This window comes from Actinoplanes siamensis (assembly GCF_016862395.1).
GTDB lineage: Bacteria > Actinomycetota > Actinomycetes > Mycobacteriales > Micromonosporaceae > Actinoplanes > Actinoplanes siamensis.
The window spans coordinates 62,058-85,718 of the sequence record NZ_BOMW01000029.1; the positions used below are offsets into that span (position 1 = coordinate 62,058).

General features: G+C 72.2%; 22 protein-coding genes. 18 read left to right on the plus strand and 4 right to left on the minus strand.

Annotated elements, in window-relative coordinates:
* Positions 1 to 16: 16 nt before the first annotated feature.
* The 10 genes from Asi03nite_RS16360 (at position 17) to Asi03nite_RS16405 (ending at position 12,067) form a co-directional block, all read left to right on the plus strand.
* Positions 17 to 829 (plus strand): DivIVA domain-containing protein, encoded by an 813-nt coding sequence (locus Asi03nite_RS16360; protein WP_203680674.1) that lies wholly within the window; start codon positions 17 to 19, stop codon positions 827 to 829.
* Between the two features lie 31 nt (positions 830 to 860).
* Positions 861 to 2,186 (plus strand): hypothetical protein, encoded by a 1,326-nt coding sequence (locus Asi03nite_RS16365; protein WP_203680770.1) that lies wholly within the window; start codon positions 861 to 863, stop codon positions 2,184 to 2,186.
* Between the two features lie 264 nt (positions 2,187 to 2,450).
* Entirely contained in the window at positions 2,451 to 2,756 is a 306-nt protein-coding gene (locus Asi03nite_RS16370; RefSeq protein ID WP_203680676.1) for a DUF167 domain-containing protein, read from the plus strand.
* A gap of 122 nt (positions 2,757 to 2,878) precedes the next feature.
* Entirely contained in the window at positions 2,879 to 3,607 is a 729-nt protein-coding gene (locus Asi03nite_RS39150) for a TraR/DksA family transcriptional regulator (RefSeq protein WP_507762558.1), read from the plus strand.
* The gene (lspA, locus tag Asi03nite_RS16380; protein WP_203680680.1) at positions 3,580 to 4,164 is read left to right on the plus strand and encodes a signal peptidase II; all 585 of its coding nucleotides are present in this window, start codon (positions 3,580 to 3,582) and stop codon (positions 4,162 to 4,164) included. The genes Asi03nite_RS39150 and lspA overlap by 28 nt, the downstream gene beginning before the upstream one ends.
* On the plus strand, positions 4,161 to 5,090 hold the full coding sequence (locus tag Asi03nite_RS16385; RefSeq protein ID WP_203680682.1) for an RluA family pseudouridine synthase: 930 nt from the start codon (positions 4,161 to 4,163) through the stop codon (positions 5,088 to 5,090). The genes lspA and Asi03nite_RS16385 overlap by 4 nt, the downstream gene beginning before the upstream one ends.
* A 22-nt stretch (positions 5,091 to 5,112) precedes the next feature.
* Positions 5,113 to 6,111, plus strand: a complete 999-nt coding sequence (locus Asi03nite_RS16390; RefSeq protein ID WP_203680684.1) for a hypothetical protein — start codon at positions 5,113 to 5,115, stop codon at positions 6,109 to 6,111.
* A gap of 197 nt (positions 6,112 to 6,308) precedes the next feature.
* Positions 6,309 to 7,715, plus strand: a complete 1,407-nt coding sequence (locus Asi03nite_RS16395) for a MinD/ParA family ATP-binding protein (RefSeq protein WP_203680685.1) — start codon at positions 6,309 to 6,311, stop codon at positions 7,713 to 7,715.
* A 34-nt stretch (positions 7,716 to 7,749) separates the two neighbouring features.
* Positions 7,750 to 11,283 carry a DNA polymerase III subunit alpha gene (gene dnaE / locus Asi03nite_RS16400; protein WP_203680687.1) on the plus strand — a complete coding sequence of 1,178 codons (3,534 nt, stop codon included), beginning with the start codon at positions 7,750 to 7,752 and terminating at the stop codon, positions 11,281 to 11,283.
* A gap of 28 nt (positions 11,284 to 11,311) precedes the next feature.
* Positions 11,312 to 12,067, plus strand: coding sequence for a hypothetical protein (locus Asi03nite_RS16405; RefSeq protein WP_239102727.1), 756 nt, complete (start codon positions 11,312 to 11,314; stop codon positions 12,065 to 12,067).
* Here Asi03nite_RS16405 and Asi03nite_RS16410 read toward each other — a convergent pair.
* Entirely contained in the window at positions 11,982 to 12,689 is a 708-nt protein-coding gene (locus Asi03nite_RS16410) for an LON peptidase substrate-binding domain-containing protein (protein WP_203680689.1), read from the minus strand. The two genes, Asi03nite_RS16405 and Asi03nite_RS16410, sit on opposite strands and share 86 nt — an antisense overlap.
* Before the next feature lie 211 nt (positions 12,690 to 12,900).
* Here Asi03nite_RS16410 and hisD point away from each other — a divergent pair, with 211 nt between their 5' ends.
* From hisD to priA, 6 genes are all read left to right on the plus strand, one after another.
* Positions 12,901 to 14,265 carry a histidinol dehydrogenase gene (gene hisD, locus Asi03nite_RS16415; protein WP_203680691.1) on the plus strand — a complete coding sequence of 455 codons (1,365 nt, stop codon included), beginning with the start codon at positions 12,901 to 12,903 and terminating at the stop codon, positions 14,263 to 14,265.
* Positions 14,262 to 15,338 (plus strand): histidinol-phosphate transaminase, encoded by a 1,077-nt coding sequence (locus Asi03nite_RS16420; protein WP_203680693.1) that lies wholly within the window; start codon positions 14,262 to 14,264, stop codon positions 15,336 to 15,338. Before hisD ends, Asi03nite_RS16420 begins: the two co-directional genes overlap by 4 nt.
* 76 nt (positions 15,339 to 15,414) lie before the next feature.
* Positions 15,415 to 16,026: an imidazoleglycerol-phosphate dehydratase HisB gene (gene hisB / locus Asi03nite_RS16425; RefSeq protein WP_203680695.1), complete on the plus strand. Its 612-nt coding sequence runs from the start codon at positions 15,415 to 15,417 to the stop codon at positions 16,024 to 16,026.
* Positions 16,026 to 16,652 carry an imidazole glycerol phosphate synthase subunit HisH gene (hisH, locus tag Asi03nite_RS16430; RefSeq protein WP_203680696.1) on the plus strand — a complete coding sequence of 209 codons (627 nt, stop codon included), beginning with the start codon at positions 16,026 to 16,028 and terminating at the stop codon, positions 16,650 to 16,652. The genes hisB and hisH overlap by 1 nt, the downstream gene beginning before the upstream one ends.
* Positions 16,649 to 16,972, plus strand: a complete 324-nt coding sequence (locus tag Asi03nite_RS16435; protein WP_203680697.1) for a hypothetical protein — start codon at positions 16,649 to 16,651, stop codon at positions 16,970 to 16,972. Before hisH ends, Asi03nite_RS16435 begins: the two co-directional genes overlap by 4 nt.
* Positions 16,973 to 16,981: 9 nt before the next feature.
* Positions 16,982 to 17,701 carry a bifunctional 1-(5-phosphoribosyl)-5-((5-phosphoribosylamino)methylideneamino)imidazole-4-carboxamide isomerase/phosphoribosylanthranilate isomerase PriA gene (gene priA / locus Asi03nite_RS16440; protein ID WP_203680698.1) on the plus strand — a complete coding sequence of 240 codons (720 nt, stop codon included), beginning with the start codon at positions 16,982 to 16,984 and terminating at the stop codon, positions 17,699 to 17,701.
* A 233-nt stretch (positions 17,702 to 17,934) separates the two neighbouring features.
* On the opposite strand, the gene yczR is transcribed toward priA, so the two are convergent.
* Positions 17,935 to 19,389: a MocR-like transcription factor YczR gene (gene yczR / locus Asi03nite_RS16445; RefSeq protein WP_203680699.1), complete on the minus strand. Its 1,455-nt coding sequence runs from the start codon at positions 19,387 to 19,389 to the stop codon at positions 17,935 to 17,937.
* Between the two features lie 58 nt (positions 19,390 to 19,447).
* Between yczR and yczE the strand changes: the two genes are divergently transcribed.
* Together yczE and Asi03nite_RS16455 are read left to right on the plus strand one after the other, a co-directional pair.
* The gene (gene yczE, locus Asi03nite_RS16450) at positions 19,448 to 20,071 is read left to right on the plus strand and encodes a membrane protein YczE (RefSeq protein ID WP_203680700.1); all 624 of its coding nucleotides are present in this window, start codon (positions 19,448 to 19,450) and stop codon (positions 20,069 to 20,071) included.
* Positions 20,072 to 20,202: 131 nt separating this feature from the next.
* Positions 20,203 to 20,631, plus strand: a complete 429-nt coding sequence (locus tag Asi03nite_RS16455) for a hypothetical protein (RefSeq protein WP_203680701.1) — start codon at positions 20,203 to 20,205, stop codon at positions 20,629 to 20,631.
* A gap of 94 nt (positions 20,632 to 20,725) precedes the next feature.
* Here the strand turns inward: Asi03nite_RS16455 and hisF are convergent, their stop codons facing one another.
* Positions 20,726 to 21,487, minus strand: coding sequence for an imidazole glycerol phosphate synthase subunit HisF (hisF, locus tag Asi03nite_RS16460; protein WP_203680703.1), 762 nt, complete (start codon positions 21,485 to 21,487; stop codon positions 20,726 to 20,728).
* Positions 21,488 to 21,794: 307 nt separating this feature from the next.
* A complete protein-coding gene (locus Asi03nite_RS16465; RefSeq protein ID WP_203680705.1) occupies positions 21,795 to 23,618 on the minus strand; it encodes an AMP-dependent synthetase/ligase in 1,824 nt (607 codons plus the stop codon).
* Positions 23,619 to 23,661 lie beyond the last annotated feature (43 nt).

Consider the following 23,661-nt stretch of genomic DNA (forward strand, 5'->3'; position numbering starts at 1 on the left):
GACCCGAGGAGTTTCGATGCCGCTGACCCCGGCCGACGTGCATAACGTCGCCTTCAAGAAGCCCCCGATCGGCAAGCGGGGGTATGACGAGGAGGAGGTCGACGCCTTCCTGGACGAGGTCGAGCGCGAGCTCGCCCGTCTGATCGAGGAGAACAACGAGCTGCGTGCCCAGGTGGAGCGCGGCGGTCGGGGTGGCGCGCCAGCCGGCCCGGGTGCCGACCCCCGCCTCGCGGCCGAGCTCAACGACCTGAAGTCCCAGCTGGACCGCGTCCAGCGGGACAAGTCGGCGGCCGAGCAGGCCGCCCGGCAGATGCAGGCGGAGCTGGAGCAGGTGCGGGCCCAAGGCCCCGGCCCCGGCGCCGGCCCGGCCGGCGCCGACGGTGAGCAGCAGGCTCTCCGGGTGCTGATGATGGCCCAGCGCACCGCCGACGACCACGTGTCCGACGCCCGCCGCGAGGCCGACAAGCTGCTCTCCGAGGCCCGCTCCAAGGCGGAGGAGGTCACCCGCGAGGCGCGGGCCAAGGCCGACGCCCTCGAGCGCGACGCGCGTCAGCGGCACCAGGAGGCCATGGGCGGCCTGGACGCCAAGCGGACCGCGCTGCAGAAGCACATCGAGGAGCTCAAGCAGTTCGAGCGGGAGTACCGCACGCGGCTGAAGGCCTACCTCGAGAGCCAGCTGCGCGACCTCGACGGCCGTGGCCAGGGACTGGAGGCCGAGATGGCCCGGGCCGACGCCAGCCGCTCGGTCGGTGGTTCCGGCGGTCTCGCCGCGGCCGGCCTGGCCGGGTCGTACGGCGGCCGCTCCAACGCCATCGAATCGGGTCGCTGACCACAGCCCCGCACCTCGACGAGGATGAGCCATGATTCCTGCTAGTCTCCCGCTCATCCTCGTCGGGGTGGTGTGCCTCGCGATCGGACTGATCCGCGGGTCCAGCAGCCTGCTCATAGCTTCGATCGTGGCCAATCTGCTGGCCGCGGTCGCCCTCGTCATCGGTGTCCGGCAGAACTCCGCGGCCCGCCGCCGGGACGCCGCGGATCAGCGGGACCCGCTCGGCGACCCGGATCCCCTCGCCGGCCCGGATCGCTTCGACCGCCGGGACTCCTTCGGCGACCCCGGTTCGTTCGACGACCGGGACTCCTTCGACGACCGGAACGCTTTCGACCGGGACTCCGTCGGCGAACCGCCGCCGCGCCGCACCACCGGAGCGCCGTCCGCCGCACACGATTCTGCCCCGGCCGGCAACGCGTCCGCAGCCGATTCCCGGTCCTCCGCCACGGCGGGACGGACCGACCCGAACGGTTCTCCCGCCGCCGATCAGGTATACGAGGAACGGCCCGTTCCGGATCAAGGAAGGGCCGAGGATCTCGGGCGGGCGCCCGGTGGTGCGCCTGCCGCGGGAACACATCTGCCGGACGAAACCGTCGTGACGCCGGGCGCCGGGGCGGCTCGGGACGACGATCCGGATGATCAGCTGTGGCGGCGTCCGGTGGAGGAGCGGGCTGGCTCCGCCGGCTCCTCGGCTCACCCCGCCGGTCCGGCTGATCCGGTGGCTCACCCGGCCGGCTCCGCTGATCCCGCGGCCCGTCCGGCCGGATCCGCAGCGCCCGCGGACCACGCGGCCGGGCGTGACGACCTCGCCGAGAGCCCGGGGCAGCGGGCGGCTGGGCCGTGGGCCTCCGGTGCGCCTTCCTCTGCCGGGGCCGCGGCCGGTGGGTCCTCCTCCGGCGAGGCGCCGGCTGGCTCCTCGACTTCCGGCTCCTCGGCTGCCGGGTTCCCCGCCGCTGGGTCTTCCACTTCCGGGTCGTCGACCGCCGCGGCTTCGGCCGCCGGGGCATCGTTCGCCGGGGCTTCGTCATCGGGTGGCGAGGGGCGGGGCCCGGGTTTCCCGGGGACGGAGCCGGACGCCTCGCTCGGGGACGGGTTCGGCGAGCCGGACGCGGACGATCCGGACGACGAGCCGCTGCCGCAGTCGGTCCGGCCCACCGACGCCGTGCAGGTGGCCCGGTTGGACACCGAGGTGCTGGTGGTGGACGGGCGGCCGCGGTACCACATGGCGGACTGCCCGCACCTGGTCGGCCGGCTGACCGAGCCGCTGCCCGCGGCCGAGGCGGTCGAGCTGGGCTTCAGCCCGTGCGGGTTGTGCCGCCCGGTCGACAGGCTGCTCGGCGCCAACGCCCGCCGCTGAACCTCCGCATCGCCGCCGCTCGCGTTGTGCTGGCGCGGCCACGCCCCACGCTGCGGCGTGAGTCCCGTGGGGAAGGCCGTCCCACTCGGGTCGGGGTGGCCTTTCCCCGGGTCGCGATCGGTGCCGTAGTCGTTGGCCTGACGCGGTGGCCGGTGGCGCCGGCCTGACGGTGGGTGCCTGGTGGCGCCGGCCTGATCATGGATGCCGGGCCGGTGGTGCGGCGCCTGGTCTCTGGTGGCGCCGGCCCGGCGGCAGAATGGCGGCATGGCCAAGCGGGAGGTGCCCTCCGGAGTCTCCGTGGCGGTGCGGGTGCGGCCGGGCGCCGGGCGTACCCGGGTCGGCGGGACGTATGCCGGGCCGCACGGGGCGGCGCTGATCGTCGCGGTGGGCGCCCCCGCGGTGGACGGCAGGGCGACCGAGGCGGTCCGGCGCGCGCTCGCCGGCGCGCTCGGGGTGCGGGCTGCCGACGTGACCCTCCGGGTCGGCGCCACCAGCCGTGACAAGGTCTTCACCGTCGCCGCGCCGGCCAGTGAGATCGAGACCCGGCTGGATCGCTTGCTGAACGCATGAAAGGCCGAGGCCGGGCCGGAACCGGTGGTCGCTGGGAGTGACAAGCGGTGATGTGCGAGTGACTCCCGGTGTATCGTCGGGTATCCGATGGTAGTCGGATCGTTCGTGCCGGTTTGTCGGGGATGGCGGCTCGACAGGTTTGTCGGGGCATCTCACCTTCCGTATCCTTGCGAACCTCCGGAGTGCGCGGTGCTTTCCCGCCGCGCCATTTGTGCAGGTGGGGCAAGATCTACGACGGCGACCGCGAACGCGCCGGGCAGCGGGGCACAAGAGAAGACGGCCCAGGCGGATCCCGGGGACGCGCGGCGCGGCTGGACCGCCCGGATGGGCACGGGGGACAACAGGGAAACCGGACGGCCGGGCCGCAGGGCCGGGGTCCGGATTCAGGACCGCTGATCGCCGCGCCGGGCGCGGCCGAGGGAGCGACGATGGTCAAGGCAACTGACATCCGGGCCGGTTCGAGCGGAACGGCCGCCGCCGGGCGGACCCGCACCGCGTCGGAGACCGCGGAGATCCGGGAGGCTCTGGCGGCGCGGCTGACGGAGCTGCAAGCCGAGTACGATCAGGCGCTCAGGGCGATCACCGAGCTCTCGCGCGAGCGGCTCGCCGACTCGGCCGGGGACGACCAGGCCGACACCGGCACCAAGACGTTCGAGCGGGAGCAGGAGATCACACTGGCCAACAACCTGCTCGAGCGGATCACACAGGTGGAACGCGCCATCGACCGGCTCGGGCAGGGCAACTACGGTTGGTGCGAGCGGTGCGGCAACCAGATCCCGGTGGAGCGACTGGCCGCCTTCCCGTCCGCGACTCTCTGTGTCTCTTGCAAGCAGTTGGAGGAAAGACGCTGAACGCCGAAAAGGCCTCCCGGTTCGCCCCGCGCGCCGTCGCGGTGCTGGGCGCCACCGCGCTCGTCGCGCTGGCGGTCGACCAGTGGGTGAAGCACCTCTCCACCGAGAATCTCGACCCGAACGAGCCGGTCAAGATCTTCGGTGGCCTGATCTATCTCTCGCTGCTGCGCAACAGTGGGGCGGCGTTCAGCTTCGGCAGCGCGTACACCTGGGTCTTTCCGGTGATCACGCTGGTGGTGATCGGCTGGATCGTCTGGATGGCGGCGAAGCTGCGCTCGGTGCCGTGGGCGGTCGCGCTCGGGCTCGTGCTCGGCGGGGCGCTCGGCAACCTGACCGACCGGCTGTTCCGCGCTCCCGGCCCGTTCCAGGGTCACGTGGTCGACATGATCAGCGCCTTCGCGCCGTACGGGGAGAAATTCGCTGTCTTCAACATCGCGGACAGTTGCCTGACCGTCGGCGTCTGCCTGGCGGTCCTGCTGGAGCTGACCGGGCGGCAGCGGGACGGCAGCCGCCTGCGGAGCAAGGCCAGGACCAGCGAGACGGAGGGGGCGGCATGAGCGACGTCCGTTCCCTGCCGGTGCCCGACGGGCTCGACGGGATGCGGCTGGACCAGGCCGTCTCCCGGCTCTTCGGGCTGTCCCGGACGGCCGCGGCCACCCTGGTCGAGGCCGGTGACGCGCTGGTCGATGGCATTCCCCGGCCGAAATCGGACAAGGTGGCCGCGGGCTCCTGGCTCGAGGTGACCCTGCCGGCGCCGGCGACCGCGCCGGTCCTGGTGGCCGAGCCGGTGCACGGGATGTCCGTGATCTACAGCGACGACGACATCGTGGTGGTGGACAAGCCGGTCGGTGTGGCCGCCCATCCGAGCCCCGGCTGGACCGGGCCGACCGTGGTGAGCGGGCTGGCCGCGATGGGGCAGAACGTGGCCACCAGCGGCGCCGCCGAACGCCAGGGCATCGTGCACCGGCTCGACGTGGGCACCACCGGCCTGATGGTGGTGGCCAAGTCGGAGATGGCGTACAGCTTTCTGAAGCGGGCGTTCAAGGAGCGCGAGGTGGAGAAGCGCTACCACGCGGTGGTGCAGGGCCACCTGGACCCGCTGCGCGGCACGATCGACGCGCCGATCGACAGGCATCCGACGGCCGACTACAAGTTCGCTGTGATGTCCGGCGGCAAGCCGAGCGTCACGCACTACGACACGCTGGAGGCGTTCCGCGCCGCCAGCCTGGTCGACGTGCGGCTGGAGACCGGGCGCACCCACCAGATCCGGGTGCACTTCTCGGCGCTGCGACATCCCTGCGTCGGCGACCTCACCTACGGTGCGGATCCCACCCTGGCGACCCGGCTGAAGCTGGACCGGCAGTGGCTGCACGCCCGGGAACTGGCCTTCCTGCATCCCCGGACGCACAATGAGGTCCGGTTCGTCAGCGACTACCCTGACGACCTGAAATTCGCGCTGGACGTCCTGCAGGACGCCGGCTGATCCGCTGACTCCGGGAGACACCGTGGGACCCGCGCATCGACTGCGGGCGGTCCTCCTCAGGTTCGGGGGCGGCTCGCTCCGGTTGCAGCTGATGACCGGCGTGGCGCTGGCCGCTACCGCCACGCTGGTGGTCGCCGTCGCCTGGGCCGGCCGTCCGGGCGGCCCGTCCGGCGAGGACCCCGCCGACGTGGTCCGGGTCGGGGTGGTCGAGGGCCAGACGGTGGGCGGATATCTGAAGGCGTCGCGGCGCGAGCTGGACATGCTGGCCGACCCGTCCGCTCCGGCCGCGGGCGACACCTGGGCGCTGGTCAGCCTGCGTGACTACACGGCGCCCGGGCGGCTGCCGGCGCTGCTGGCGGACGTGGCGGTGGCGCAGGTGTACGCCCGGGTGCCGCTGCCCGACACGCGCACGCAGGTGTCGCTGATCCCGGTCTACACGATGCCGGGCGACGTGACCGCCGGGATGCTCGACGCGGCCCTGCGCCGGGATCGGGAGCAGGCCGACTATCTGCGGCTGGAACGCTCGCTGACCGGCGACGGGCAGCGCGAGCAGCGGCTGCGCCGGACGTACGCCAACGCCGCCGGGATCGCCGCGCAGGAGGCCGCCGCGTACCGGGCGGGATGTGCCTGTGTCTTCGCGGCCGTGATCCGCGCCGCTCCCGCGGCTCTGGACGGCCTCGCGTCCCGGCCCGGGGTCCGGGTGGTCGACCCGGCCCCCGAGGTGCGCAGCCTGGACCGCACGGAGTTCCGGCCGCCGCTGCCGGAGGAAAGCGGCACGGTGTCAGCGGAGCCGTCCGTGACCCCTGTGCCAACCGCGGTGCCGGGCGTTGCCACCACCGTGCCGTCCCGGTTACCGTCGTCGATCGGTGTCACTGTGACTTCCGCCTCACCCGCTCGCGGTGGGCAGGCGTCGCCGGTTGCCGCCGGGCCGGCGACGCAGCCGGTTGCCGTACCCTCGGAGGCGGAGCCGAGCGCAGCTCACGCCGCTTCCGTCGGGTCTTCCGGGGTCCGGCGGCGCTGAACCCGGGCGTTGGTTTTTCCGTCCGAAGAAACGTCCGGGTGGATGCACGTGCACGACCGGCGTGCCGCTATGTGATCAAGAACGACAGGGGGATGGGCACTCGGCCGGTGGCCCGAATAGGGTTCTCGTCCGTAGCCTGTCTTGGCGAGAACCCCTCGCCGGAGCACGACGTCGGGTAGGCGCAGAAAGGACGAGCCGTGGACGGGACCGAGACCGGCTGGGGCCGGCCTGCGGAACCAGCCCCGCGCTGGCGGGCACTGCTGGACCGGGCCCGGCACGGTCACCGCGCCGAGGAGCCCGAGGAGGAGCCGAGACCCGAGCAGCCAGCCGTTCCGCAGCAGTGGGGCCAGCAGGCGCCGCCGACGCGCGGGTCGGCCCGGCCGGTCAGTCCGCTGGAGCACCGCGACCCCCGGCACCCCGGTGGCGGGCCGGAGCCGCAGCGCCCGATGCCGCAGCGCCCGATCAACCCGCTGGACCCGCGCTGGCAGGCCCGCCCGGAACAGAACAGCTTCTTCGAGCCCGCGCCCCGCGCCCCGCAGCCCCCGCCGCCACCACCGCCGCAGACGCCGGCCCGGGGCGCCTACCCGCCGGCGCCGACCTACCCGCCGCCGGTGCCGCAGCCCAACGGCTACCCGCAACCGCCGGCCTATCCGCAGGCGTACGCCCCGCCGGCGCCCGTCGCGCCGCCGGCCCCGGTCGCACCGGTCGCCCCGCAGCCGGTCTCGTCGCCGGTGGCGGCTCCCTCGTCCCCGGCGGCCGGCGCCCGGATCGAGTGGCGGCAGACCCGCACCGACGAGGGCATGGAGCGCGCCGTCGCCGTGATGCGGCGCAAGCTCGGCCAGCCCCGGGTGTTGGCGTTCGCCAACCCCAAGGGCGGCGTCCACAAGACCACGGCGACCGTGCTGGCCGCTGCCACCATCGGCAGCGTCCGCGGCCGCGGCGTGCTCGCCTGGGACGACAACGAGCTGCGCGGCACGCTCGGCCTGCGGGCCGGCAGCGCCCGGCACGCCCGGACGATCAAGCACCTGCTGGCCGACCTGATGCGGATCGAGAGCCTGCACGGCGACGCGCTGCTGCAGGAGCTGGACGCCTACCTGCGGCACGCCTCCGACGGGTCGTACGACGTGCTCGCCGGCGAGGAGAACCCGCGGTTCGCCCAACGGCTGGACCAGGCGACCGTGCGCCGGGTGATGGACCTGCTGCGCCGCACCCACGACGTGATCTGCGTGGACACCGGCAACAACGTGGAGAGCGTGAACTGGCGGACGGTCATGCGCAGCGCCGACCAGCTGGTGATCACCACGGTGCCCCGCGAGGACGCCGCGTTCACCGCCGACTGGATGCTGGACGTGCTCGAGGAGAGCGGGATGGGCGACATGGTGGCCAACGCCGTGACGTTGATCTCCTGTCCGTCGCCGGGCGCGCTGCCGCTGCTGGAGGACTTCAAGAAGCACTTCGCGACCCGGACCCGCGCGGTCGCCGTGGTGCCCTACGACCCGGCGCTCGAGGTCGGTTCCTCGATCGAGTACGCGGACCTGCAACCGGACACCCGGCAGGCTTGGTTGCGCGCCGCATCGGTGATGCTGGAGCCCTTCGCGGAGTAAGCTGACGGGCCTCGCCAACAGAAGAGGGGGCCCGGTGTCAGACTCCTTCGTGCACCTGCACGTTCACACCGAGTATTCGATGCTCGACGGAGCAGCCCGGGTCAAGGAACTGATCGGTGAGGCCAAGCGGCTCGGCATGCCGGCCGCGGCGATCACCGACCACGGCAACATGCACGGCGCCTTCGAGATGTACAAGCAGTCCAAAGACGCCGGCATCACCCCGCTCATCGGCGTCGAGGCGTATGTCGCTCCCGAGTCGCGGCTGAACAAGAGCCGGGTCAAGTGGGGCCGTCCGGAGCAGAAGAGCGACGACGTCTCCGGTAACGGTGCGTATACGCACATGACCATGTGGGCACGCAACGCGGTCGGCCTGAAGAACCTGTTCCGGCTCAACTCCCGGGCCTCCATCGAGGGCCAGCTCGGCAAGTACCCGCGGATGGACTTCGACATCATCGCGGAGCACGCCGAGGGCATCATGGGCACCACCGGCTGCCCGTCCGGCGCCGTGCAGACCCGGCTGCGGCTGGGCCAGTTCGACGAGGCGCTCAAGTCCGCAGCGATGTACCAGGAGGCGCTGGGCCGGGAGCACTACTTCCTCGAGATCATGGACCACGGCCTGTCGATCGAGAAACGGGTCCGTGACGGCCTGCTGGAGATCGGCCGGAAGCTGAACATCCCGCCGCTGGTGACCAACGACTCGCACTACACGTACGAAGCCCAGTCCGAGGCCCACGACGTGCTGCTCTGCGTGCAGACCGGCAGCAACATCGCCGACCCGAACAGGTTCCGCTTCGACGGCAACGGCTACTTCGTGAAGTCCGCCGAGCAGATGCGCGCGGTCGACTCCTCCGAGGCCTGGCAGGAGGGCTGCCGCAACACGCTGCTGGTCGCCGAGAAGGTGGACGTCGCGGGCATGTTCGAGTTCAAGAACCTGATGCCCCGGTTCCCCATCCCGGACGGGTTCACCGAGGAGGAGTACTTCCGGCACGTCGCGTTCGAGGGGCTGCGCAAGCGCTTCCCGGGCGGGATCCCGGACACCCACGTCAAGCAGGCGGAGTACGAGCTCGGCGTGATCATCCAGATGGGTTTCCCGGCGTACTTCCTGGTCGTCGCGGACTTCATCCAGTGGGCGAAGAACAACGGCATCGCCGTCGGGCCGGGCCGTGGCTCCGCGGCCGGCTCCCTGATCGCGTACGCGATGGGCATCACCGACCTCGATCCGCTGCCGCACGGCCTGATCTTCGAGCGGTTCCTCAACCCCGAGCGGGTCTCGATGCCGGATGTCGACATCGACTTCGACGAGCGCCGGCGCGGTGAGGTCATCCGCTACGTGACCGAGCGCTGGGGCGAGGACAAGGTCGCCCAGATCGCGACGTTCGGGACGATCAAGGCCAAGGCCGCCATCAAGGACTCGGCCCGCGTGCTGGGCTACCCGTTCGCCGTCGGCGACCGGATCACCAAGGCCATGCCACCGGACGTGATGGGCAAGGGCATCCCGCTCGAGGGCATCTTCGACAAGGAGCACAAGCGGTACAACGAGGCCGGTGAGATCCGTTCGCTCTACGAGACGGACCCGGACGTCAAGAAGGTGATCGACACCGCCCGCGGCATCGAGGGCCTGATCCGGCAGACCGGTGTGCACGCGGCCGGCGTGATCATGTCGGCCGAGCCGATCATCGACCACATCCCGCTGATGCGCCGGGCCAGCGACGGCGTCATCATCACGCAGTTCGACTACCCCACGTGCGAGGGTCTCGGCCTGCTGAAGATGGACTTCCTGGGCCTGCGGAACCTGACGATCATCGACGACGCCAACAAGAACATCGCGCTCAACCACGGCGAGCCGTTGGACCTGCTGGCCCTGCCGCTGGACGACAAGGCGGCGTACGAGCTGCTCGCCCGCGGTGACACGCTCGGTGTGTTCCAGCTCGACGGCGGCCCGATGCGGTCGCTGCTGCGGCTGATGAAGCCGGACAACTTCGAGGACATCTCCGCCGTGCTGGCGCTGTACCGGCCGGGCCCGATGGGTGTCGACTCGCACACCAACTACGCGCTGCGCAAGAACAAGCTGCAGGAGATCACACCGATCCACCCGGAGCTGGAGGAGCCGCTGCGGGAGATCCTGGAGCCGACCTACGGGCTGATCGTCTACCAGGAGCAGGTGCAGCGCGCCGCGCAGATCCTCGCCGGTTACTCGCTGGGCCAGGCCGACCTGCTGCGCCGGGCGATGGGCAAGAAGAAGAAGGAGATCCTCGACAAGGAGTTCATCCCGTTCCGCGACGGCTGCCGCCAGCACGGGTACTCCGACGAGGCGATCCAGGCGGTGTGGGACGTGCTGGTCCCGTTCGCCGGGTACGCGTTCAACAAGGCGCACTCCGCGGCGTACGGGCTGGTGTCGTACTGGACGGCGTACCTCAAGGCGCACTACCCGGCGGAGTACATGGCCGGCCTGCTCACCAGCGTCGGCGACGACAAGGACAAGATGGCCGTCTACCTGGCCGAGTGCCGGCGGATGGGCATCCAGGTGCTGCCGCCGGACGTGAACCAGTCGTCCGGCCCGTTCACCCCGGTCGGCAAGGACATCCGGTTCGGCCTGGGCGCGGTGCGCAACGTCGGCGCCAACGTGGTGGAGGCGATCGCGCGCTGCCGCAAGGAGAAGGGCGACTACACCGACTTCTACGACTTCCTCTCCAAGGTGGACGCGGTGGCCTGCAACAAGCGGACCATCGAGTCGCTGATCAAGGCGGGCGCGTTCGACTCGATGGGGCACAGCCGCAAGGGGCTGCTCGCCGTGCACGCCGAGGCGATCGACGCGTACGCCGGGGTCAAGCGCAACGAGGCGGCCGGCCAGTTCGACCTGTTCGGCGCGTTCGGCGACACTCCGGGCGGCTCCTCGGCCACGGTGGCGATGCCGACCATCGGCGACTCCGAGTGGGACAAGCGCGACAAGCTCACCTTCGAGCGGGAGATGCTCGGCCTCTACGTCTCCGACCACCCGCTCGCCGGGCTGGAGCAGGTGCTGCAGAGCAACGCGGACATCAGCATCGCGGCGCTCAACGAGGAGGGTTCGGTCCAGGACGGCCAGGTGGTCACGATCGCCGGCATCCTGACCGGGGTGCAGCGCCGGATCACCAAGCAGGGCCGGGCGTGGGCCTCGGCCACCGTCGAGGACCTCGCCGGCGGTGTCGAGACGCTGTTCTTCCCGAACACCTACGAGCTGGTCGGACAGTACATCGCCGAGGACGCGATAGTGGTGGTCAAGGGCCGGGTGGACCGGCGCGACGACACTCCGCGGATCATGGCGATGGACATGTCCATCCCTGACATCTCACACAACCCGGACAGCAAGCCGGTGGTCCTCACCATGCCGATCACCCGGGTCACCCCGCCACTGGTCGACGAACTCAAGGAGATCCTGGTCAGCCACCCGGGCGACACCGAGGTGCACGTCCACCTGCAGAACGGCAAGCGGACCACTGTGGTGCGGCTGGTCGCCGCCCGGGTGGCGCCGACGCCCGCGCTGCGTGCCGACCTCAAGATGATCCTCGGACCCGCGGCCGTCGCCTGATCACAGGCGGATCTGGGAGGATCAGAGGGTGCAAGCAGACGAGCCCCCGACACCGCCGCCGCCGGTCGTGATGGAGAAGCCGGCGGACGGGCCGTCCTGGTGGCGGCTCCAGCCCGGCAGCCGGCGGTCCTGGCGGCGGACGCTGTCCGCCGGGTTCGGCAGCGCCGCGGTGATCACGCTGCTCGGCGCGCCGCTGGGCTTGCTCTGGCACGCGCTCGCGCCCGCCGTGCCGGTGATCGACGCCGGGGCCGGCGGCATCGTCGTGAACGACCCGTCGCCGGAGGAGTACATCGCCGCCGACGGCTGGCTGACCCTGCTCGGGATCGGCTTCGGCCTGCTGGTGGCGGTCCTCGCCTGGCTGGTGCTGCGCCGCGACCGGGGGCCGGCGCTGCTGCTCGGCGTGGTCGCCGGATCCTGGGCCGCGGTGCGCCTGGTCGCGGTGCCACTCGGCGAGCTGATCGGCAAGGACGCGTACGAGAGCTGGCGGGCCACGGCCGCGCAGGGCGCGACGTACCTGGCGCCGCCGGCCCTGCACTCGGTCGGGCCGACGCTGGTGCCGGCGTTCGTCGCGGTGATCGTGCTGACCCTGCTGGCCGGCTGGTCCAACGACCCGGATCTGGACCAGCCCGGCGCGCAGCCGGGCTACGGCCCCAACCACGGGCAGTACGACCACCAGCCGCCGCTCGCCGGGCCGCCGTTCAGTTCGGGCTGGCCGGCCGGGCCAGATCCGACAGCGGCACCGGCACCGCCCGTACCCGGGCCAGCAGACCAGCCTCACGGTTGAGCAGCCGCAGCTCGGCGCGCAGTCGGGCGGCGGTGTCCGGAGCGGCCAGCAGAGCGTGCCGCTCGTCCAGGGTGAGCTGCGCGGTCGCGGCGACCAGGTGGGAGAGCACTGTGGCGTCGTCCGGCAACTGGTCGAGGATCTCGGCGTTCGGCCGGAGCAGCTCGAGATAGGTCTGGAAGGCGGCCAGCACGCGGGGCCGCAGCAGCTCGGCCGTCTCGTCCGGGGCCTCGTCGTCGGAGAGCCACTCGACGCGCGCCGTCAGATACGGCTCGGCGCCCTGCGTGACCTCGAGGACCCGGAAGCGGCGCCGGCCGACGGTCATGATGTCGAACCGGCCGTCCGGCAGCTCGGAGACGTGCCGCAGCTCGGCGGTGCAACCCACCTCGTACAGATCGGCGGCACGGACCGGGGCGGGCTCCGGGGCCGGGCCGTCGCCGGGGTCGGGCGTCACCTCGCTGCCGTACCGGAGGGTGACCACGCCGAACTCGCTCGGCGGCTCGGCCGGGCGGGCCGCCAGCTCCCGCACGAGAGCGCGGTAACGCTCCTCGAAGATGTGCAGGGGCAGCACCAGACCGGGGAAGAGCACCGTGCTCAGCGGGAAGACCGGCAGCCGATCGCTCACGCGTTCAGCCTAGCCGTCCGCTGACCTTGGTCAACCCGCCGATCGGCGGGGGCCGCTGCGGCGCCGGAAAAGATCGTCGGCGGGGTACGGCACCGGGCCGCGGCCGTACCGGCGGAAGTGCCGGAGCGGGAAAATGTGACCTGCGCGTCTCAACGCCTGGGCCGGGGCCGCACGGGCGAAACCTGTCGGCGCGGCCGCCTAGACTGGGCGCGTGCTGAATCGGATCGACCTGCGCGGCTCCCACCGGGACCCGCGCGGCCTGCTGCCCCGTGCCCAGCTCGACGTGTCCGTGGCCGTCGAGCGGATCCGCCCGACCGTCGAGGCGGTCCATCAGCATGGGTTCAGCGCGATCCGGGAGGCCACCGAGCGATTCGACGGGATGCGGCTGGAGCGTCTGCGGGTGCCGGCCGAGGCGATCGCGGCAGCCGCCGAGACCCTCGACCCCGAGGTCCGCGCCGCGCTGCTGGAGTCGATCAAGCGGGCCCGCAGGGTGCACGCCGACCAGCGCCGCACCGACGTCACGACCACGGTGGTCGACGGCGGCACGGTGACCGAGCGGTGGGTGCCGGTGCGCCGGGTCGGGCTCTACGTGCCCGGCGGCCTGGCGGTCTACCCGTCCACCGTGGTGATGAACGTGGTTCCCGCCCAGGAGGCAGGCGTCGAGAGCCTGGTCGTCGCGAGCCCGCCGCAGAGTCAGAACGGCGGCCTGCCCGACTCCCGGGTGCTGGCCGCGTGCGCGCTGCTCGGCGTGACCGAGGTGTACGGGGTGGGCGGCGCGCAGGCGATCGCGATGCTGGGCTACGGGTCGCGCGGCGCCGCCACGCCGGTGGAGGCCGCCGGCGACTTCGAGCACTGCGAGCCGGTCGACGTGATCACCGGGCCGGGCAACATCTGGGTCACCGCGGCCAAGCGGCTGCTGCAGGGCACGGTCGGGATCGACGCCGAGGCCGGACCCACCGAGATCGCCATCCTGGCCGACGAGACGGCCGACCCGCGGCACGTCGCGGCCGACCTGATCAGCCAGGCCGAGCACGACCCGCTGGCGGCGAGCGTGCTGGTCACCGACTCGCCGGCGCTGGCCGACGCGGTCGAGGCCGAGCTGGCCGTCCAGGTGGCGGCGACCAAGCACGGCGAGCGGGTGCGCACCGCGCTGGGCGGCGAGCAGTCCGGCATCGTGCTGGTCGGCGACCTGGAGCAGGGGCTCACCGTGGTCGACGCCTACGCGGCGGAGCACCTGGAGATCCAGACCCGGGACGCGCGGGAGTGGGCCATGCGGGTCCGCAACGCCGGCGCGATCTTCGTGGGCGCCTGGTCGCCGGTGTCGCTGGGGGACTACGCGGCCGGCTCCAACCACGTGCTGCCGACCGCGGGCTGCGCGCGGCACTCGTCCGGGCTGTCGGTGCAGTCGTTCCTGCGCGGCATCCACGTCATCGAGTACGACGAGGCGGCCCTGCGCGACGTCGCGGGGCACGTGGTGGCGCTGGCCAACGCGGAGGATCTGCCCGCCCACGGGGACGCGGTGCGGGCGCGCTTCCGGTCCGAGGCGGAGCAGCCGGGCGGGAGGCCCGGCCGATGACCTCCATCGACGATCTGCCGATCCGGGACGACCTGCGCGGCACGTCGCCGTACGGCGCGCCGCAGCTGGACGTCGCGGTGCGGCTGAACACGAACGAGAACTCGTACCCGGTGCCGGACGACGTGGTCGACGCGATCGGCAAGGCCGTCCAGGCCGAGCTGCACGACCTCAACCGCTACCCGGACCGGGACGCGATCGCCCTGCGGGCCGAGCTGGCAAGCTATCTCGGCCATGGCCTGACCACGGCGAACGTGTGGGCGGCCAACGGCTCCAACGAGGTGCAGCAGCAACTGCTCCAGGCGTTCGGCGGGCCGGGCCGGTCGGCGCTGGGCTTCGGCCCGTCCTACTCGATGCACCCGCTGCTCGCCCAGGGCACCGGCACGCGCTGGATCGGCGCTCTGCGCGACCCGGATTTCGGGTTGGATCCGGGCCGGGCGGTGGCCGAGATCGAGAAGCACGACCCCGACCTGGTCTTCGTCTGTTCGCCGAACAACCCGACCGGCACGGCGCTCGACCCCGCCGTGATCGACGCGGTGCTGGCGAGCGCCCGGGGCATGGTGATCGTCGACGAGGCGTACACGGAGTTCGCCCGCCCCGGCACGCCGAGCGCGCTGACCCTGCTGCCCGGCCACCCGCGGCTGGTGGTGAGCCGGACGATGAGCAAGGCGTTCGGCTTCGCCGGCGGCCGGCTGGGCTATCTGGCAGCCGACCCGGCCGTGGTGGACGCCGTCCAGCTGGTCCGCCTGCCCTATCACCTGTCCGCGATCACGCAGGCCGCCGCGCGTGCCGCCGTCGTGCACCGGGACTCGCTGCTGACGACCGTCGAGGCGATCAAGGAGCAGCGCGACCGCATCGTCGCCACCCTGCGGGCGCGTGGGGTGCGGGTGGCCGACAGCGACGCGAACTTCGTGCTCTTCCGGGCCGGGGACGACCAGAGAGCCGCGTGGCAGGCGTTTCTCGACCGCGGGGTGCTGATCCGCGACGTGGGGCTGACCGGCTGGCTCCGGGTCACCGCGGGCACCGAGTCCGAGACGTCCGCGTTCCTGTCCGCCGCCGAGGAGATCCTGTCGTGAGCGGGCGGAGCGACCGCATCCCACTCGGCGCCGCTTCAGCGGTTCACACTGCCGACGAACGAAGTGAGGAGGCTCGGTGAGCCGCACTGCCCGGATCGAGCGTGTCACCAACGAGACGAAGGTGCTGATCGAGATCGATCTCGACGGCACCGGCCAGGGCGACCTGAGCACCGGGGTCGGGTTCTACGACCACATGCTCAACCAGCTGGCCAAGCACGGCGGCTTCGACCTGACCGTGCGCTGCGAGGGCGATCTGGAGATCGACTCGCACCACACCATGGAGGACACCGCGATCGCGCTCGGCGAGGCGTTCGCCAGGGCGCTCGGCGACAAGCGCGGCATCCGGCGGTACGGATCGGCCACCATCCCGATGGACGAGGTGCTGGTCCGGGCGGCTGTCGACCTGTCCGGCCGGCCCTACGTGGTGCACGACGAGCCGCTGCTCACGCCGTACATCGGGCCGGTCTACGCGACCAGCATGACCCGGCACATCTTCGAGGCCTTCGGGCACGCCGCCAAGGTCACGCTGCACGTGGACGTGCTGCGCGCCTGCCGCCCCGGCGGGCACCCGGACGCGCACCACGTGGTGGAGGCCCAGTTCAAGGCGTTCTCCCGGGCGCTGCGCGAGGCCGTGGAGATCGATCCGCGCAACGCCGGCGCGCTGCCCTCCACCAAGGGCGTGCTCTGATGAGCCCGCGGGTGGTGATCCTGGACTACGGCTCCGGGAACCTGCGCAGCGCCGAGCGGGCCGTCGCCCGTACCGGCGTCGATGTCGTCGTCACCAGCGACCTTCACGCCGCCGCCGAGGCCGACGGTCTGGTCGTGCCCGGCGTCGGGGCCTATGCCGCCTGCATGGCCGGCATCCACGAGCTGGGCGCCGGACCGGTGATCGCCGAGCGGGTCGCCCGGGGCCGCCCGGTGCTGGGCATCTGCGTCGGCATGCAGATCATGTTCGAGTCCGGGGTGGAGCACGGCGTCGAGACCAAGGGGCTGGGGCTGTTGCCCGGCTCGGTCACCCGGCTGCACGCCGCGCGCATCCCGCACATGGGGTGGAACACGGTGACCGTGCCGTTCGGCTCCAAGTTGCTGGGCGACGTCGCCGCGGACACCCGGTTCTACTTCGTTCACTCGTACGCCGCTCAGGATCTTCATCTGCTGAGCGGAGCCGGCGCCAGGGTGACCACCGCGGCCCACGACGAGCCGTTCGCGGCCGTCGTCGAGCTGGGCGCGCTCAGTGTCGCCCAGTTCCACCCGGAGAAATCCGCCGACGCCGGATACGCGCTGCTCAGCAACTGGGCCGCGTCGCTGACGTGAGCAAGGAACGTGCCCGGCGGCGGGCCGTCCGGCTCGCCGTCGCGGAACGGGAGAAAGCGGCACGGGCCCGCAAGGTCGCCCGCCGCCAGCGTCGCCGCACCATCATCCGGAGTCTGCGGCCGCACGTCCGGCTCGGCAGCTCCGGCCGGCTGTACCGCCGCAGCCGGGCGCAGCGGACCGGCATCGTGCTCGTGCCGCTGCTCGCCATCGTCGCGGTCTGGTTGTTCATCCCGGACCAGGCGCTGCGGATCCTGCTCACCGTCCTGCTCGTCCTCGCCGCCCCGGCCCTCGTGGTCGTGGTGCTCGGCCGCCGTTCATAGGAGAAGATCGTGACCCTGCAACTGCTGCCCGCCGTCGACGTCGCCGACGGCCAGGCGGTCCGCCTGGTCCAGGGCGCCGCCGGCTCGGAGACCGCCTACGGCGACCCGCTGGAAGCCGCCCTGGCCTGGCAGAACGACGGCGCCGAGTGGGTGCACCTGGTCGACCTCGACGCCGCGTTCGGCAGGGGTTCCAACGCCGGCCTGCTCGCCGACGTGGTCCGCCGGCTGGACGTGAAGGTGGAGCTGTCCGGCGGCATCCGTGACGACGAGTCGCTGACCCGGGCCCTCGCGACCGGCGCCCAGCGGGTCAACATCGGCACCGCCGCGCTGGAGGACCCGCAGTGGTGCGACCGCATCTGCGGGGAGTACGGCGACCGGGTGGCGATCGGCCTGGACGTGCGCGGCCGCACCCTCTCCGCCCGCGGCTGGACCCGGGACGGTGGCGATCTCTACGAGGTGCTGGCCCGTCTGGACAAGGCCGGGGCGTCCCGGTACGTGGTCACCGACATCACCAAGGACGGCACCATGCGCGGACCGAACCTGGACCTGCTCCGTGAGGTCTGCGCCGCCACCGACAAGCCGGTGATCGCCAGCGGAGGCGTGTCCACGCTGGACGACCTGCGGGCGCTGGCGACGCTGGAGCCGATCGGGGTGGAGGGTGTGATCGCGGGCAAGGCGCTGTACGCCGGGGCCTTCACCGTGCGTGAGGCGCTCGCGGCGCTGGCCTGATCGTCTGCAGGTACGTGCGGCGTATCGCTTCCGCCGTGTGCGCGGCGCTCGCGGTGCCGGCCTGATCGCTCCGCCGTGTGCGCGGCCGAGGGTCGTGGCGGCCGGTCGTGAGAGCCGGCGGTGGCGGCCGCGCCGCGCCGCGCCGGGCGGATGGTGATCCGCCGGTCAGGACGTCAGGCGGTGGCGGTCCGGGTGCGCCGGGCGTCGTGGGGCCGGTCCGGGTGGGTGCGGCGTCAGGCGATGACGGCCGGCGTGCGCCAGGTCGGCCGGGCCGCGCGGTCCAGGTCGTGGCGGACCGACGCGATGCGGCGGACCGCCTCGGTGAGGTCGTCCGCCGGCAGGGTGAACGGCAGCCGCAGGAAGCGTTCCAGCGTCCCGTCCAGGCCGAAGCGCGGACCCGGCGCGAGCCGCACCCCGACGTCCTCGGCGGCGCGGGACAGGGCGCTGGAGATCGGCCCGTCCAGCTCGGCCCAGAGCGTCACCCCACCGCCCGGCACGAAGAACCGCCACTCCGGCAGCTGCTCCCGCAACGCGGTGACCAGAGCGTCGCGCCGGAACCGCAGCTGCGCGCGCCGCGCCTCGACGATCGACGCCGCCTGGTCCAGCAGGTGCACCGCGACCAGCTGCTCCAGCACCGGGCTGGCCATGTCGACGCCGACCCGGATGGCGGCCAGTCGCTGCACCAGCGGGGCGGACGCGCGCACCCAGCCGATCCGCAGGCCACCCCAGTACGGCTTGCTCATCCCGCCGATCGACATCACCCGGGAGTGCCTGTCGAAGAGCGCGACAGGCGGTGGCATCTCCGGGTCGTCCAGCGGCAGGTCCACGAAGGACTCGTCGGCGACCAGCTCGGTGCCGCAGGCGTGCGCGGTGGCCACCATCCGCTCGCGCAGCCCGGCCGGCATCAGGTGCCCTGTCGGGTTGTGGAACTCCGGGATCACGTAGGCCAGCCGGGGCCGGGTCTGCCGCAGCGCGCCGAGCAGCATCTCGCCGTCCCACCCGGTCGCGGTGTCCATCCCGTGTGTGCTGATCCGGGCCCGCCGGGCGGAGAGGGCGGCCAGCGCGTTCGGATACGTCGGCGTCTCCACCAGCACCGGCGCGCCGGCCGGCACGGTGAGCCGGAGCACCAGGTCCAGGGCCTGCTGGGTGCCGCTGGTGACGAGCACCTGCTCGGCCGAGGTGGGCACCCCGCGCCGGGTGTAGTTGTCGGCGACCGCGGCGCGCAGCTCGGGCAGGCCGGTCGGGTGGTAGCCGGCGCTGCCCAGGTAGCGTGGCAGGTCGTCGGCGGCGGCCCGAGCGGCCGGCACCAGCTCGACCGGCGCGGCGGACGCGGCCACCCCCATGTCGATCATGTCGAGGTCGTCGTCCGGGGTCCACAGGCCGGAGGTGGCCACCCGGTGTCCGTGCGGCAGCGTGGTCCAGCTGCCGGCGCCGCGGCGGCTGGTCAGGTGACCGCTCTCGCGCAGCGCGCGGTAGGCCGCGGACACCGTGGTCCGGCTGACGCCGAGCGACTCGGCCAGCTCCCGTTCGGCGGGCAGCCGCACGCCCAGGGCCAGCCGCCCGTCGGCGAGCAGGCCGCGCACCGCGGCGGCCAGGGCGGCGTAGTCCGGACTGCGGTGGCGGCCCGGCAACGAATGCCAACGGCCGAGCAAACGAGCCAATTGCTCCCCGCGGACCGACGTCGTCATGGCCACCTCCCCAGAATTGGCACTTTAACACCGCTGAATTGGCATCAAGAGTGGCAGCATGAGCTTGGTTGGCCGCGTCACACAGTTGCTTGCCGGTCTGGTCCTCTACGGCGTCAGCATGGCGCTGATGGTGGAGTCCGGTCTGGGCCTCAACCCGTGGGACGTGTTGCACCAGGGTCTGTCCGAGGTGACCGGGATCAGCTTCGGCTGGGTGGTGCTGCTGGTCGGCGTCCCGGTGCTGCTGCTCTGGATCCCGCTGCCGCAGCGCCCGGGGGTGGGCACGGTGGCCAATCTGCTGATCGTCGGATTCTCCGCGGACGCGGCGCTGGCCGTGCTGCCGACCGGCGCGACGATTCCGGCCCGGATCGGCTATCTGGTCGGCGGCATCCTGCTGAACGGTTTCGCCAGCGGCCTCTACATCGGCAGCCGGATGGGCCCGGGCCCGCGGGACGGTCTGATGACCGGGCTGGCCAAGCGATTCCCCCGGGTCCCGCTGCGGGTGATCCGCACCGGGATCGAGCTGTCGGTGCTCGGCGCAGGCATCCTGCTGGGCGGCACCGCGGGGCTCGGCACGATCGCGTACGCCCTGGCCATCGGCCCGTTGGTGCACCTCTTCCTGCCCCGGTTGACGGTCCGCGAGCCAGGTCGGGAAGCGCACGCCGTCGCGGTGCCCGCACACTGAGACGGCCGGCCCTGATGCGCGGTGTATGCCGTCATCGCGGGTGAAGATCCTGTTTCCACCTTCGCCATCAGCCGGTGATCATCCGGACACATTCACTTCCCGGGATGGCGACGGCACGGCATCATTGCGGCATGGGGGCCGGCGGGTGGAATTGGAACGACGCGTGGATCTTCGTCTCCGCGGTCATCGCTGAGCGCCTGGAGCGCGACCGGGCGTTGCACGCGGCGCTGCCGGTGTCCGGGGCGACGCTCGCCGACCTGCTGGCCGCTGCCGATTTCCTGCACCACAGCGTGCCCAGCCGCGACGATCTCCAGGAGTCCGTGCGCCGCCTGGCCGGCGCCGGCCTGATCACTGTCGAGGACGACATCATCGAGGTCGCCCCGGCCGGTGAGCAGCTCTGGCGGACCCGCCCGTTCAGCGGCCTGTCGTCCGCGGTGATGACCTTGCAGGCTCAGCTCAACCGGGGCGCCCAGCCGGGCTGGACCGATTGGACGCTCGACGAGGCGGCCTACACCGCCGCGGTCCGGGAGTACAGCTTGCGGCTCGCCGACGGCCGCTGATCAATTCGACTTCCCGCTTCGGTACGGGCGTGAGCACGCTCGCCACCCGATCGCCGGGGACGTGGGGCTCCGCTCGTACCGAAGCGATCGATTTTCAGCGGACCGGGCTTCCAGCGGCCCGCAAGCTTTCCTTGACCTGGCCGATCGTCAGCTCGCCGAAGTGGAAGACGCTCGCGGCGAGCACCGCGTCCGCCCCCGCCTCGACCGCCGGCGGGAAGTGTTCGACCGCGCCGGCGCCCCCACTGGCGATCACCGGAATGCCCACGACGGCCCGCACCGCGCGGATCAGCTCCAGATCGAAACCGGCCTTGGTGCCGTCGGCATCCATCGAGTTCAGCAGGATCTCCCCGGCGCCCAGGCCGGCCACCCGGGCGGCCCACTCCACCGCGTCCAGCCCGGCGCTGCGCCGTCCGCCGTGCGTGGTGACCTCCCACCCGGACGGCTGTCCCGCGGCCCGCCGCACGTCCAGCGAGAGGACCAGCACCTGGTTGCCGAACCGTTCCGCGATCTCACTGATCAGTTCCGGCCGGTTGATCGCCGCGGTGTTCACCCCGACCTTATCCGCGCCGGCCCGCAGCAGCACGTCCACATCGGTCACCGAGCGGACCCCGCCGCCCACGGTGAGCGGGATGAAGACCGTCTCGGCGGTGCGGCGCACCACGTCCAGCATGGTGCCGCGGTCGTCGGAGGAGGCGGTCACGTCGAGGAACGTCAGCTCGTCGGCGCCAGCCGCGTCGTAGGCCGCGGCCAGCTCGACCGGATCGCCGGCATCCCGCAGGTCGACGAAGTTGACCCCCTTCACCACCCGTCCGGCGTCCACGTCCAGGCAGGGGATAACACGCACCGCGACCGTCATGCCCCCACCCTAACCAGCCGCGGTTCGCGCACGGCCGGGACCTGACCGGGCCCAGCAGCACGCCGCCGATCACCAGCACGCCGCCGGCCAGGTCGACCGCGTGCACCGGCTCGCCCAGGGCCGGCGCCCGCCGCCACGGCGACGGCCGGGACGATGTCACGCCGCCTGATGGGACCGGCCTCGCCGGTGCCGACCGTTGAACACCAGCGAAATCATCCGCGCCGTCGATGCGGCCCGGCCTGATGGCCGTTGGTCCGGACGCTGCCCGTCGCGGGCGGGCCGGAAGCGGCCCGCCCGCCGGAACGGATCAGATCTGGGCGAGCGAGCCCGCGTACATCTTCTCGATGTACTCGGCGAAGTTCGTCTCCACGCTGCGCCGCTTGATCTTCATGGACGGCGTGATCTCACCGGCCTCGATGCTCAGGTCGCGCGGCAGGATGGTGAACTTCTTGACCGTCTCCCAGCGGTTGAGCTTGCTGTTCAGCTCGGCGAGGTAGCCCTCGACCAGCTGGTGCGTCTCCGGTGCGGCGACGATCTCGGCGTAGCTCCTGCCGGCCAGCGGGCCGCCCGCGGCCCAGCCGGTGATCGCCTCCTCGTCCAGCGTGATCAGCATGGTGACGAAGTTGCGGGACTGGCCCACCACTATCGCCTGCGAGGTGTACGGGCACACCGCCTTGAACGCGCCCTCGATCGCCGACGGCGCGACGAACTTGCCGCCGGACGTCTTGACCAGGTCCTTCTTGCGGTCCGTGATCTTCAGGAAGCCGTCCGCGTCGAGCTCGCCGATGTCGCCGGTGCGCAGGAAGCCGTCCTCGGTGAACGCCTCCCGGGTGGCCTCCGGCAGGTTGTGGTAGCCCCGCATCACCGGCGCGCCGCGCATCAGCACCTCGCCGTCGGTGTCGATGCGCACCTCCAGGTCGCCGATCGCCTCGCCGACCGTGCCGATCCTCAGGCGGCCGCGACGGTTCACGAAGTTCGCCGCGGAGGCCTCGGTCATCCCGTAGCCCTCCAGGATCGGCAGGTTCGCCGCGGCGAAGAACTCGGCGATGTCCCGGCTCAGCGCGGCCGAGCCGCTGACCAGCACGCGCAGCCGGCCGCCCAGGCGGTCCTGCAGCTTCTTGAAGACCAGGCGCTCGGCCACCGCGTACTGCGCCGCGAGCACCGCGCCGACCGGCTTGCCGGCCTGCTCCAGCGCGACCTTGCGCTTGCCGGTGGCGACCGCCCAGGTGAAGATCTTCGGCTTCAGGCCGCCGCCGGACAGGCCACTGGTGACTGTCTTGTTGTAGACCTTCTCGAAGATGCGCGGCGCGGCGCACATCAGCGTGGGGCGGATCAGCGAGAGCTTGTCGACCAGCTTGTCGACCCGGCCGTCGACATAGGTCGGGACGCCGACGTGCAGGATGCCGCAGAGCAGCGTCTTGCCGAACGCGTGCGACATCGGCAGCCACAGGTAGTGCAGATCCTCCGGGGAGAACAGGCCCAGGTGGTCCTGCGCGACGCCCTCCCAGGTCCAGCCGCGGTGCAGCAGCTCCACGCCCTTGGGCCGGCCGGTGGTGCCGGACGTGTAGATCAGGGTGGCCACGTGCTCCGGGGTGAGCTGGGCGACCACCTCGTCGATCAGTCCCGGCTCGCGCCGCAGCGCGGCGGCGCCCAGCTCCTCCAGGTCGGCCAGGGTGATCTGCGGCGGGCTGGCGCCGGCATCGGCCGGGCCCTCGATCAGCACGACCTTGGTCACCGAGGTCTCCGCCCCGGCGATCTTCAGCGCCTGCTTCGGGTTCTCCGCGATCAGCACCTTGGACCCGGAGTCGGCCACGATGAACGTGGTGTCCTCCGGCTCGGTGGTCGGGTAGACGGTGGTGGCCGCCGCGCCTGCCACGTTGATGCCGAGGTCGGCGAGGATCCACTCCAGGCGGGTGCCGGAGAGGATGGCGACCCGGTCCTCCAGGCCGACGCCCAGCTCCCGCAGCCCGGCCGCGATCGCCTTGCTGCGCTCGCCCACCTGCCGCCAGGTCAGCCAGTCCATGCCGGTGTCGTCGGCGTCCGGCCCGGCGAACGCCCGCGCGTCAGGTGTCTTGGCCACGCGCTGGAAGAGCATGTCCGGGATCGACCGGTAGGGAACCTCGAGAGCCATCAGGCGCCGCCTTAAAACCTGAACGGGGAGACGTAACGTCATT

Bases quoted from the DNA above. Each gene is read 5' to 3' on its own strand.
- Asi03nite_RS16360 (WP_203680674.1), top strand. From the start codon at position 17: ATGCCGCTGACCCCGGCCGACGTGCATAACGTCGCCTTCAAGAAGCCC.
- Asi03nite_RS16365 (WP_203680770.1), top strand. From the start codon at position 861: ATGATTCCTGCTAGTCTCCCGCTCATCCTCGTCGGGGTGGTGTGCCTC.
- Asi03nite_RS16370 (WP_203680676.1), top strand. From the start codon at position 2,451: ATGGCCAAGCGGGAGGTGCCCTCCGGAGTCTCCGTGGCGGTGCGGGTG.
- Asi03nite_RS39150 (WP_507762558.1), top strand. From the start codon at position 2,879: ATGGCGGCTCGACAGGTTTGTCGGGGCATCTCACCTTCCGTATCCTTG.
- Asi03nite_RS16385 (WP_203680682.1), top strand. From the start codon at position 4,161: ATGAGCGACGTCCGTTCCCTGCCGGTGCCCGACGGGCTCGACGGGATG.
- Asi03nite_RS16420 (WP_203680693.1), top strand. From the start codon at position 14,262: ATGACCTCCATCGACGATCTGCCGATCCGGGACGACCTGCGCGGCACG.
- hisH (WP_203680696.1), top strand. From the start codon at position 16,026: ATGAGCCCGCGGGTGGTGATCCTGGACTACGGCTCCGGGAACCTGCGC.
- yczR (WP_203680699.1), bottom strand. From the start codon at position 19,389: ATGACGACGTCGGTCCGCGGGGAGCAATTGGCTCGTTTGCTCGGCCGT.
- yczE (WP_203680700.1), top strand. From the start codon at position 19,448: ATGAGCTTGGTTGGCCGCGTCACACAGTTGCTTGCCGGTCTGGTCCTC.
- Asi03nite_RS16455 (WP_203680701.1), top strand. From the start codon at position 20,203: ATGGGGGCCGGCGGGTGGAATTGGAACGACGCGTGGATCTTCGTCTCC.
- hisF (WP_203680703.1), bottom strand. From the start codon at position 21,487: ATGACGGTCGCGGTGCGTGTTATCCCCTGCCTGGACGTGGACGCCGGA.
- Asi03nite_RS16465 (WP_203680705.1), bottom strand. From the start codon at position 23,618: ATGGCTCTCGAGGTTCCCTACCGGTCGATCCCGGACATGCTCTTCCAG.